11 protein-coding genes are annotated in these 12,005 nt (G+C 44.7%); 5 read left to right on the plus strand and 6 right to left on the minus strand.

What is annotated here, in order from left to right; all coding sequences use genetic code 11:
* Positions 1-68 precede the first annotated feature (68 nt).
* Positions 69-791, plus strand: coding sequence for a photosystem II repair protein Psb32 (gene psb32, locus P2A85_RS18205; protein WP_377474447.1), 723 nt, complete (start codon positions 69-71; stop codon positions 789-791).
* A 59-nt stretch (positions 792-850) separates the two neighbouring features.
* Here the strand turns inward: psb32 and P2A85_RS18210 are convergent, their stop codons facing one another.
* Entirely contained in the window at positions 851-1,234 is a 384-nt protein-coding gene (locus P2A85_RS18210; protein WP_377474450.1) for a DUF4346 domain-containing protein, read from the minus strand.
* Between the two features lie 19 nt (positions 1,235-1,253).
* On the opposite strand from P2A85_RS18210, the gene P2A85_RS18215 reads away from it, so the two are divergent.
* Both P2A85_RS18215 and dcm read left to right on the plus strand, forming a co-directional pair.
* On the plus strand, positions 1,254-1,397 hold the full coding sequence (locus P2A85_RS18215) for a hypothetical protein (protein ID WP_377474452.1): 144 nt from the start codon (positions 1,254-1,256) through the stop codon (positions 1,395-1,397).
* 101 nt (positions 1,398-1,498) lie between these two features.
* Complete coding sequence (gene dcm, locus P2A85_RS18220) at positions 1,499-2,539, plus strand: DNA (cytosine-5-)-methyltransferase (RefSeq protein WP_377474454.1); 1,041 nt, start codon at positions 1,499-1,501, stop codon at positions 2,537-2,539.
* Positions 2,540-2,556: 17 nt separating this feature from the next.
* Here dcm and P2A85_RS18225 read toward each other — a convergent pair whose 3' ends face one another.
* On the minus strand, positions 2,557-2,949 hold the full coding sequence (locus P2A85_RS18225; protein ID WP_377474456.1) for a hypothetical protein: 393 nt from the start codon (positions 2,947-2,949) through the stop codon (positions 2,557-2,559).
* On the minus strand, positions 2,946-3,356 hold the full coding sequence (locus tag P2A85_RS18230; protein ID WP_377474458.1) for a hypothetical protein: 411 nt from the start codon (positions 3,354-3,356) through the stop codon (positions 2,946-2,948). Before P2A85_RS18230 ends, P2A85_RS18225 begins: the two co-directional genes overlap by 4 nt.
* A gap of 158 nt (positions 3,357-3,514) precedes the next feature.
* On the opposite strand from P2A85_RS18230, the gene P2A85_RS18235 reads away from it, so the two are divergent.
* Positions 3,515-6,334, plus strand: coding sequence for an FG-GAP-like repeat-containing protein (locus P2A85_RS18235; protein ID WP_377474460.1), 2,820 nt, complete (start codon positions 3,515-3,517; stop codon positions 6,332-6,334).
* A gap of 407 nt (positions 6,335-6,741) precedes the next feature.
* Here P2A85_RS18235 and P2A85_RS18240 read toward each other — a convergent pair whose 3' ends face one another.
* Positions 6,742-8,550: an aspartate kinase gene (locus P2A85_RS18240; RefSeq protein WP_377474462.1), complete on the minus strand. Its 1,809-nt coding sequence runs from the start codon at positions 8,548-8,550 to the stop codon at positions 6,742-6,744.
* Between the two features lie 166 nt (positions 8,551-8,716).
* Between P2A85_RS18240 and P2A85_RS18245 the strand changes: the two genes are divergently transcribed.
* Positions 8,717-9,406 (plus strand): HAD family hydrolase, encoded by a 690-nt coding sequence (locus P2A85_RS18245; protein WP_377474464.1) that lies wholly within the window; start codon positions 8,717-8,719, stop codon positions 9,404-9,406.
* A gap of 212 nt (positions 9,407-9,618) precedes the next feature.
* Here the strand turns inward: P2A85_RS18245 and P2A85_RS18250 are convergent, their stop codons facing one another.
* Both P2A85_RS18250 and P2A85_RS18255 read right to left on the minus strand, forming a co-directional pair.
* Positions 9,619-10,314 (minus strand): hypothetical protein, encoded by a 696-nt coding sequence (locus P2A85_RS18250; protein WP_377474466.1) that lies wholly within the window; start codon positions 10,312-10,314, stop codon positions 9,619-9,621.
* 29 nt (positions 10,315-10,343) lie between these two features.
* Entirely contained in the window at positions 10,344-11,735 is a 1,392-nt protein-coding gene (locus P2A85_RS18255; RefSeq protein WP_377474468.1) for an ATP-binding protein, read from the minus strand.
* Positions 11,736-12,005: the final 270 nt, after the last annotated feature.

Below are 12,005 nucleotides of genomic sequence, written 5' to 3' on the forward strand. Positions count from 1 at the left end.
CGCTAAAATGACTTTTCAGGGGGTTTGTATAGTATTTTTGGAAAAAAGGCACTTTTACCCTGAACCTCATGATCGGAATTTTCAAGAAATTCTTGAGTTGGAAAAAACATTTCCCACCTTTGGCTGGGGCGATCGCGATCGCCCTGATCCTATCCCAGATGGCTGTCTTGCCGGCATTGGCGACTGGTGTCTACGAAATGCCGATATTGTCGGCGGGCGATCGTACTTGGGTATTCGACAAAGGCGATGTACTCAGCCGCAACAGCGAAAGCACGATTAGCAACGTGCTCGACAATTTGGAACAACAAACAGGGAAACAAGTCCGGTTTGTCACCATCCACCGCTTAGACTACGGCGAAACTACGGCCACTTTCACCAAGCAACTATTTGAACAGTGGTTTCCCGCCACAGATGACCAGACTAATCAAATTTTACTCGTTCTCGACACTGTTACCAACACTGCGGCAATTCGCACGGGGGAAGGGGTGAAATCCCTGCTAACCGATGAAATTGCCCAGAGTGTGGCTGGGGAAACCGTGCAAGTGCCTCTGCGGGATGGTAACAAATACAATGAGGCATTGACTGATGCCAGTTCGCGCATTGCTACGGTTTTGTCCGGTGAACCAGATCCGGGGGCGCCTGAAGTTGTGGACAACATTCAAGTCGAAGGCACCTTTAAGAAAGCTGAAGAAACAGACCAAGGTAATGCCACAGTTATTGTGGTGGTGTTGTTGGTGTTGGCGACAGTGATTCCGATGGTGACTTATTTCTGGTATCAAGGTTTTTCGTGATCGGATACTGCTCGATCGGATGAGTGGCCATTTTGTCAAGAGATTCTGGCAGAGTCGCACTAATCTTGAACGTATTCTCGATCGCTCAATAGGGCCATTTCTGCCCGTACAAATTCCCGTCCCAAATAAGCCGCGTGATCTAACATTGTCACTGGATTGGGGCGGGTTTCTTCGAGGATTTTGACGCAAAGTTCTTTGGCGGTTCTGCCGGTAAAAAGTGTAGACTGAGTGCGTTCTACTTTGCCGCGGGCGGGGATGGGTTTACCGGTTTCGGGATCGACGGCGAGGCCTCTGTCGTCGATGATGTTGGTGAAATGTTTTGCACAAATTAGGCTGGTTGTGCGATCGAGGTAGATGATGAAGTAGCCGCCTGGATCGAGGTCGATGTGGCGTTTGGATAGGTTGTCATCGATGGCGGTGAGGTTTTCCAAGGTGTGACTCATGGTTGGTGAAAGAAAGTAGATGATGGCTGTATTTTGTTTTGCTATTTATAGTTTAGTCGGCTGCGGGACAAGTTTGGGAGTTTTTGGGCGATCGACATTCTACGCGATATCTGTAGGGACTTACGGTTTGCCCTGTCCGGCGCTGGGTTTTTGTTCTAATTAGTATTATGAACCGCAGAGAGCGCAGAGAACGCAGAGTGGAAGAAGAGAGAAAAACAAAATGTGTTATTATGGGGTTGATTAAGATTTTGTATTAAATTATAGATGAAATTTATAGATTTATTTTCGGGAATAGGAGGTTTCAGACAAGGTTTTGAAAAAGTTGGCTTTGAATGTGTTTTTTCCTGCGAAATCAACAGTAAATGCCGGGAAGTGTACGCAGAAAATTTCGGGGAAGTACCTTTTGCCGATATCAGTAACATCAATCCTACCGATTTAGCAGATTTTGATGTTTTAGTCGCGGGGTTTCCCTGTCAACCTTTTAGCATCTGTGGCAAAAAGCTGGGTTTTGAAGATACTAGAGGTACGCTATTTTTCGAGATTTGTAAAATTATAAAAGTAAAACAACCTCAAGTAGTTGTTCTGGAAAATGTCAAGCATTTAATCCATCACGACAAGGGAAATACCCTAAAAGTAATTATTGCCAGTCTGAGAGAGTTGGGGTACAGCGTAAATTATCAAATTCTGAATGCTAAAGACTTTGGCATTGCTCAACATCGCGAAAGAATATTCATTATGGCGACTAAGGGTAAAGAATTCAATTTTTCTCGACTTAAAACCAAGTTTCCTCCAAAACTCAGGGAATTTCTAGATGAGACTGGAGATTTTGAAATATTGGACAAATCCGAGTATACTTTAATTGAGTCTCCGAGAAAGCAAGATTCGGGACTGTTATTTGTAGGTTACAGGAACAAAGGGACTTGGAAAACTGGCGTAAGGCCAAATACAGAACATTTATCGAGGGTTCACAGACAGCCTAATCGCATTTATTCGGTGGATGGCGTGCATCCGACAATTCCTTCCCAAGAAACATCGGGCAGGTTTTTTGTCTATTTTCCCGATCGAGATATGGTGAGAAAGTTGACGCTGAAGGAATGTTATCGTTTGATGGGTTTTCCTGAAGATTTTAAGAGTTATCCGAGTGCGGGGGAAAGTTACAAGCAAATTGGGAATTCGGTTTGCGTGCCGGTGGTGGAGGCGATCGCCCAAGAAATATTAAGTCAAAACTTATTATACGATCCACAAATACACTCAGAGTCGCGACTTCTTGGAGAAGTCATGACTCTAGCTAGCATTATTACTTAATCTGACAAATTGTTTCACTATCTTGATGAAGATTGCCATACAATTTGAGACTTTCTGGCCAAAAAAATTGCAAGCTCATCAGCTTTTGGACGGTTATCCTCACGATAGGGCAAGCCTATAATACTACCATGAGATAAGGAATCACGTACTACATTGAGACCTAGTTCTCGAATTTCACCTACATTAAGCCTAGCAACTCCTTCACAGTTTTTCAATGCACTCAAAGATTGCTCAATAGAAAAATTGACAGAAATACCCTGTTCCTTTATACGTTGGCGCAAATAGTAGGCATCCGATTTGACTATCAATCTATCCCTATCTATCCATCCTTTTCTGAGAGCTCGGTAAACAACTATATTATCTAGTAATTCTTCAAACTCTGACGCACTCCCTGAAGATTGTTCTATCATATTTTGTTAAACCACTGCAACCAGTAAACTAATGTTGATGATGAAACGATATCTTCAACTGCATTTTCATTTTTTGCATGGTGATAGATATCAACAGGTTGCTCCGCACTGAATGGACAAAATAGACGGACTGTACGCTCTGGTTCTAAGCTTGTCCAGTCTAGGGTAATACTACCTTGGTCATCAGTACCAGTAGAGCATTTAGGAAAACTGTTGCCCATGGTATCATAGGCCTCAACCACCAATTTCATCGCTGTCCTGAAAGCATACTCAGTCGGTCTCAAAATTCCATATTCATCCTCTTCTTCTAAGTCTAAAAGTTCGAGCAGACGTTCAACGGTGATGCGGAAATTTGATAATCCATTAGTGTTACTGCTATCAGTAACCTGTTCCTTCGCTATAGTCATAAGATTAAATTCCTTTTAGCCGATCGCCAATTTCATCCTAACACAGCATCTCCCAGCCTGACTGACGGGGTAAGTCCCAAATCGATTGACTTACCGCAAAACTCCTGTAAAATAGTCATAAAATTTTATACACTAATAAAAATTAGAGAGGTAGCACTTTGAACTTCTCCCGTAAAGATGTATCGGTAAGTACGAACCCACTGTCACTGACAGTGACAGACTTCGATCGAGATGGCAAAGCCGACTTAGTTGTACCAAATTTAGGCAGCAATAGCATCTCTTTGTTCGCTAATGCTGGCTCTGGAAACTTTAATTTCAAACTGGACAAAAATGTGGGAAGCGCACCCACTATAGTTTTAGCAGCCGATTTTATTAATGGAGATAATAGACCAGAACTCTTGGTAGCAAATAGCGGAGATAGTAGCATATCATTACTATTAAATACCAAGTCAGGCTTTATTAATTTGCCAACCTTTAGCTTTGGTAATCTGCCTTTTCCTGACGCGGCGATCGCGGCGGATTTTGATGGGGATAGTAAACTAGATTTTGCTGTCGTCAATGGGAAGCAGAATGTGGCAGTTTTGATGCTAAACCGTGGTTTTAGCTTTATTTTGCAGCCAGCCATTCCTGTTGGTACTAATCCTGTGGCGATGACGGCGATTGACTTTAATGTTGATGGTAAAATCGATTTGGCGATCGCCAACGAAGATAGCAATAATGTGACTTTGTTGCTGAATGCTGGTGGTGGTAACTTGACAAAATTGCCAGATATAGTTGTTGGGAATTCACCAAGGGCGATCGCCACTGGTGACTTTAATAACGATGGTTTTCCCGATCTGGCGATCGCAAATACAGCCAGCAACAGCATTTCAGTTTTGTTGAATTCTCAGGGTAGCAGTTTCACCAAACAGCCAGATATTACTGTTGGTAATTCTCCAAGTTCGATCGCCAGTGGTGACTTTAATAACGATGGTTTGGCTGATTTGGCGATCGCCAACCAAGGTAGCAATAACATCTCAGTGCTGCTAAACTCTGATGCTGGTAAGTTTACCAAACAGCCAGAAATTCCAGTAGGATCTCGTCCCTCCTCACTTGCGGCTGCTGACTTCAATGGTGATGGTAAACTCGATCTGGTTGTGGCGAATGAATTGAGCAAAAGCTTGACAGTGCTCATCAATGAGGGTACTCCAACTCCGACGCCAACGCCAACTCCGACAACTCCCACTCCGGTAACAACGCCAACTCCGGTAACAACTCCCACTCCGGTAACAACTCCCACTCCGGTGACAACGCCAACTCCGGTGACAACGCCAACTCCGGTGACAACTCCCACTCCGGTGACAACTCCCACTCCGGTGACAACTCCCACTCCGGTAACAACGCCAACTCCGGTAACAACTCCCACTCCGGTGACAACTCCCACTCCGGTGACAACGCCAACTCCGGTGACAACGCCAACTCCGGTGACAACTCCCACTCCGGTAACAACGCCAACTCCGGTAACAACGCCAACTCCGGTGACAACTCCCACTCCGGTAACAACGCCAACTCCGGTGACAACTCCCACTCCGGTGACAACGCCAACTCCGGTAACAACGCCAACTCCGGTAACAACGCCAACTCCGGTAACAACGCCAACTCCGGTAACAACGCCAACTCCGGTAACAACTCCCACTCCGGTGACAACGCCAACTCCGGTAACAACGCCAACTCCGGTAACAACGCCAACTCCGGTAACAACGCCAACTCCGGTAACAACGCCAACTCCGGTAACAACGCCAACTCCGGTGACAACTCCGGTATCAATTCCTACACTACCTCTTACCCTCTCAACCACACCCACTGAAATTACTCTGCCATTAAATTTCGTCGATCGGAGTCAGATCGAGAAGATAATTGCCACATCCACGCCAACACCAGCACTAGCACCAACGCCGATATCGGTAACAGTACCAACGCCAACGCCTGTAACGACTCCGATTCCTGCGATCGCACCAACACCCACACCAACACCCGTACCAACGCCAACACCTGTAACGACTCCGATTCCTGCGATCGCACCAACACCCACACCAACACCCGTACCAACGCCAACACCTGTAACGACTCCGATTCCTGCGATCGCACCAACACCCACACCAACACCCGTACCAACGCCAACACCTGTAACGACTCCGATTCCTGCGATCGCACCAACACCCACACCAACACCCGTACCAACGCCAAAACCTGTAACAATTCCCATACCAGCACCCATAGTTTCCATCCAAACCTCTCTCCCCAATACCACCGATAGTGGTGAAGCAACAGGAATCCCTGAAAATTTACGGGGAGAAGAGTTTTGCTTCCTAACAGACGGATCTGATACTGTGATTCCAGAAGTAGCAGCTAAGACAGGAATTAGCGCTTTATCGGGTAATGACTTACTCACAGCTACAGAAAATGACGATTTGATTAATGGTAATCAAGGAGCAGATACCCTAGCCGGAGTTGGCGGCAATGATATTTTGCTGGGCGGGAAAGGTTCTGATTTTCTAGATGGCGGTTTTGGCAAAGATTTTCTCAGTGGTAACAATGATAATGACACCTTAATGGGAGGAGATGGTAATGATGTTTTGCAGGGTGACAAGGGAGATGATATTCTCAATGGCGGTGCTGATGATGACGTATTAATTGGGGATTTTGGTCAAGATATACTCATTGGTGGTATTGGCAAGGATGCGTTTATATTTGCGGAAAATCAGGCGATCGCATCCATCGAGCGTGCTGATGTAATTATAGATTTTTCTCAGGGTGATGCAATTGGTTTGAGTGGAGACATTGCCTACAATCAATTATCTTTTGAGCCTGTGCTATTACAGATAGATGGTGGGATGCCAACGGCTTCTGTAGCGATTAAGGTTAATTCTGATTACTTGGCGATCGTCTTTGACATTGATGCTAGCTATCTAACCGCTGATGTTTTCTTCACTACCTAGTAGATGATATAGCAATCCTAAATCATTTGTGAATTTCTTACTCCCTCCCCTTAATAAGGGGAGGGTTGGGGTGGGGTAAAAACTTTACGACTCCTGCAAGGACTGCTATAGATAACTAAACTTGTACTCGTTGATTGAAGCCTTGTGATCTGCTACTGTGATTTCATACCAAATCTGTAATATCAAATCCGTTGACATCAGAATTATGATTTCTCTCTCCTCTTCCTTCGCGTCCTTTGCGCCTTCGTGGTTAAATCATTCCATAACTCCTCAGCCTTAAAAAAGGACGATTTTTTGATATTTAATCAAATAAAAATCGTCCTGTATTCAGATATATATTTTCGGACTCTGTGTTGTGGAGTGTTCAAGGTCTGGTTAAATCATGACCATGGAAAGGTCAAGATTAATTATGCTGGAACTTGGATTTTTTCGGTACCAGCCAGTTCAAAAGCTGTGTGAATGGCGCGCAAAGCAGTTACGCCTTGTTCTTCATCCACCACGCAGCTAATTTTAATCTCGGAAGTCGCAATCATTTGAATGTTGATTTGGTGCCGGGAAAGGGCTTCAAACATTTTTGCTGCTACTCCTGGATGGGCGATCATCCCGGAACCAACTACGCTAACTTTCGCAATTTGTGTATCGACGGAAACTTCGCCCCATCCCAATTCTGGGGCGGCTTTTTCGAGGACTATTTGAGCAGCTTCTGCATCGATTTGTGCTACGGTAAATGCAATGTCGCGAGTCAATATGCCGTCGATATTGTGGCAGCGCTGGGACTGAATGATGGTGTCTACGCTGATGTTTTCCTCGGCTAACAATCCAAACAGTTTTGCTGCGACTCCGGGGCGATCGGGCAAATGACGAATTGCTAGACGCGCTTGGTTGGAATCTAGGGCTACAGCCCTGACGGCGGCGGGTTTTGGAGATGGGGAATTGAGGGCTAGTGGCGAGTTGGAGACATCAAAAGTTTTGCAGAGTTCGGCAACTGCCCGATCGCAATCGACAGCATCGATCGTACAACTAACTTTTACCTCGGAAGTGGAAATCATTTGAATGTTAATTCCCGCATCCGCTAAAGTCTTAAACATTTCGGCTGCAACCCTCGGACGCCCGATCATTCCGGCCCCTGCAATGCTAACTTTAGCTATGGGTCGCTCTTCGGCTTTGACTTCCGGTTCTCCCAATTCAGGGCGAGAATTTTTGCCGAGGGCGGGGATAATTGCATCTGCAACGGCGGTGGCTTGTTGTAGAGAATTTCGCGTGACGGTAAAGGCAATATCGTTAGTATTTCCTTCGTGAATTGATTGGATAATTAAGTCTACATCGAGATTTTGCTTGGCGATCGCACCAAATAACCGCGCTGCTACTCCGGGGCGATCGGGCAAACGCAGCAACGACACCCCCGCCTGATCCAGGTCAAATTCCACCGCATCCACGGCTTTGGCGAGCTCCAAGCCCTCTAAAGGCCGTGGTTGGGGGGGAGGCGACACTACCCGCGTACCGGGGGCGTCACTCCAACTAGACAGCACTACCAAGGGCATTCCGTAATTCTTGGCAATTTCTACCGCCCGCGGGTGCAGCACTTTTGCACCCAAACTCGCCAATTCCAGCATTTCGTCGCAGGTGATCTCATCCATCAACTGGGCGTTGGCTACTAAGCGCGGATCTGTTGTCAAAATTCCGGGTACGTCAGTATAAATTTCGCACCTGTCGGCCCGCAATGCAGCCGCGATCGCCACTGCGGAAGTGTCGGAACCGCCTCGCCCCAGGGTAGTAATTTCTAGTTCCTCGGCATCAGCGATGCCTTGGAAACCTGCTACTACAACTACTTTTCCCCTGTTTAGCTGGCTTTCGATGCGAGTCGGATCGATGCGCAAAATCCGGGCGCGGGTGTGGGCGGCTTCGGTGACGATGCCGACTTGGGCTCCTGTCAGGGAGATGGCGGGTTGTCCGAGTTCCTGTAATGCCATACTCAGAAGTGCGATCGACACTTGTTCGCCAGTGGAGAGCAACATATCCATTTCCCGCTTGTTGGGCGTTGCGGAAATTTCCTTAGCCAGTTTTACCAAGCCGTCGGTGGTTTTACCCATGGCGGAAACGACGACAACTATGGAATTGCCTAGCTGTGCGGTTTTGACAACTCGTCTGGCTACTTCCAGAATCCGTGAGACTGTTCCTACGGAACTTCCGCCATATTTTTGAACAATTAGTGCCATATACTCTACAGAAAATAATGCAATACTTAAGTTAATATACGCAAATTTTAGATGATAACCGATGAAGGTTTATATCGTTTTTGAGGATGGTGTTAGCCCCTGGGGCTTTTTTCTTTGAGATTGGAGGCTGACCCTCTGGTTCGGCGTTACCAGCCAGAGCCGAATCATGAAAAAATATAATTTAGATTGGAAAAGGAAGATGAGTCAGTACAAGTTAATTATTTTTGATTTTGATGGTACTTTGGCAATTACTCATAATGCTATTATATCTTGCATTACCAAAACTTTTGAAAAATTCCTGCTAGTACCACCGACTGCCGATCTCATTCGATCCACGATCGGTATTAATTTAGCCAAGACTTTTCAAATCCTCCATCCTGCGATCGAAACAACAGAAATTCCCCTGTGGGTTGAAACTTATCGTTACTATTATCGCACCGAAGGTGAAAAACAACTGGCTCTATTTTCGGGGACTAAGGAAATATTGCAGTTAGCCAAAGAAGTGGAATTAAGTCTGGGAGTTGTCAGTAACAAACACGTTAATTTTGTTAACTTATTTTTGGAAAAATTGAATATTCACACCTTTTTTGATTTGATTATAGGAGATGATGGACAAATGGTTCAAAAACCAGACCCGACTTTATTTCACTCAATTATCAAACCGCTTTTTCCAGAATTAAATAATAGTGAAGTTTTAATGGTTGGTGATACAGCGGTTGATTTGCTCTTTGCTAAAAATGCTCAGATTGATGCTTGTTGGGCGGCTTACGGCTATGGCGATCGCCATGAGTGTCTTTCCCTAGAACCAACTTTCATAATTAATAATCTTGAAGAACTTTCTTCAATCATTATATAGCTTTTATCAGTAAAGGGTTATTGGTTATTGGTTATTGGTTATTGGTTATTGGTTATTTGTTATTTGTTATTGGTTGTTTGTTGTTTTTTGTTGGTTATTTGTTGTTGGTTATTTGTTGTTGGTTATATGGAAATCACTCAAACTGGTCATGGCAATTACCCCTTACCTTACCTCACCTAACTGAGACAGGATCTATGGCTTTTCCTATAGCCTCAGATTTCATCTGTGTTTATAGGTTTTTTTCCCACAAGTTCTTGATGACATACGTGCCAAAAATACAGTGCTAAATTTATTAGAGCTAATAATTTAGTGCCATCTTCTAACATAGCGTGGACTCCTTGACTATTGGCTGCGAAGATATCTTCTAATCTGGAAATTGCAAATAAAATAAATGCTGCTATTAATGGCAAGTAAGGAGTAGTTTTGATGAACTTCCAAAATCTCAACCCCCAAACTAAAATGCCAGTGGCATAACACAAATAAATTAATTTCTTAGATACCCCTAAACCGGAAAGAATCAAAGTCATCCTAAATCGGTCATCTAGGAAAAATACTCCCAATAATAAAGCGCTAAAAAATAAGAAGCTTTGGGCGGGAGTTCGATGATTTTTTTGGTGCAGCACTCCGAACGTAAATGCACAAATTGTTACTGGAATTGACCAAAACAATTCTGAAATTCCTGTTAAAATACCTTCGTAAGGCAACCAGAAATTAAACGGATCGCTAAACAGGCGTTCAACTCCATCTCCCTTGTTTGTAATTTTGGCATATATACTGATTCCACCCAACATTAGGATAGTTAAAGTGTTAAATACCACCAAAAAAGGGACGGTAAAAAAATGTTTTTTAAGTAAGTTCAAAAAACTAAACAAAAGGGATTTGTTTTCTAATAAAGAGCGGCGCTTCATAGCAAATATCTCCTATTACATAGAGGGATTTACGGACTCAGTGGCAGCCAAACCACGAAGGTAGTGCCGCGATCGCTGGGAGATAAATTTGACCCTACAGAGGGTAGCCATTCAGGATTGAGGGGGGAGTATACTTCTATTTCTCCTTGCATTTGGTGGACTAAATCGCGGGCGATCGCCAAGCCTAATCCGGTTCCGGGAATTTCTGTCTGGGCTTTTTCTCCCCGGTAGTGTCGCTTAAATAAATGCTCTAAATCCTGGGGGGGAATTCCTGAACCTGTGTCGCTGACAGCAACTGCTAGGGCTGGTAATTGATGTTGTTTGGTTCCATGGGCTTCTTGTGCTTGATTGTCTACTTTAATGTAAATTTTGTTACCAGGATTGCTATATTTCAAGGCATTGTCAATGAGATTGCTCAAAACTTCCTGCAAAGCTCGATCGTTCGCTGAGACTGCTGGTAAATTTCCTGGAATCTCTGTTACTAATTTGAGGTTTCTTTCGGAGGCGATCGCAGAAGCTGAAATTAACAGCGGTTTTAACACTTCTGCAACTGAACAGGATTGATCTTGATTGCTTACAGGTGACAGAGACAGAGGAGACTGACGATTTAATTCAGCCTGGGACATCTCTATTTCTGAACTAACAGAGGGTAGTCTCAAATTAGCTTCGCCGATGTCAACAGTTCGATCGAACTGTAAGAGCAATTCTTGCAAGCGATCGCTCTCTCGGATAATACTCACAGCCACGTTCTGGTTTTTGTCTTCCGGGACGAGCCGCTTTACCAGCAGCTTACCAAAAGTCCGCAAGGCTGTCAGCGGACTTTTGAACTGGTGCAGTAAATTCTGCATCGTGTCATAAACCTGAGTTTGGATTTGTCGCTGCTGGCGTAATTCTTGCTGCATCCACTGCGATCGCTGGTCTAAAATGCAGGCGAGGGCCAGGGTGCGAGCAATTTGTTGTATTTGAGCGTCCTCTCGATCGTTCCAGGGCCTGTCTTGTCTGCCACTGACCAGAAGTCCCATTACTACTCCTTCGTGAATCAGAGGTGTCACAATTTGCCGCCGAGACAGCCAAATATTTTCTGGACCTTGGCACTGATGGGAATTGCTGTTAAAACCTGGAATAGACTCTGGCTGGATCGCCCCCATTTCTGAGTTTTCTCGACTTGGAGTTTGGTCTACCAGCAGTCGCGGGATCGCCTTTAATGCTGAGGTTGTGGGAGATGGCTGCCTCACGCTCTGATTTTGGACCCAGGACTCTGAGGTTTCCGGGTAAACGGAGATCGGTATCAACTTTGCTTGGCTACCTTCGATCAGTTCTTCCGTCAGGTATATGGCGCTGAATGTCGCTCCCAAACTGACGGCGATCGCCACCTGCGATCGACAAAGCTTTACAAATTCTGAACTGGCTGGCTTTAACATGAGCGCCACATTAAGATATTTAATGGAATTATTAAGTAAATTACAACTTCTAATTTATCGATTACAGACTGCTGTGTTCTTCCTGCGCTGAATGGTTTTGGGGTAAATTTTCTTTAAATGACCAGTCTGTATAGCTTTCAGACTTCCTAATTTTTTGAGAGAGGGATAGTAGGGGGGTTCACCTACCACGATGGCAACACTGTGGTCTAGGGGTACAAATGTTAAGATTATGTCGAATTATTAAATCAACTTGATATTTTGAGCTAGAAC

The organism is Microcoleus anatoxicus, assembly GCF_042465725.1.
In the GTDB taxonomy this organism is placed as follows: domain Bacteria; phylum Cyanobacteriota; class Cyanobacteriia; order Cyanobacteriales; family Microcoleaceae; genus Microcoleus; species Microcoleus anatoxicus.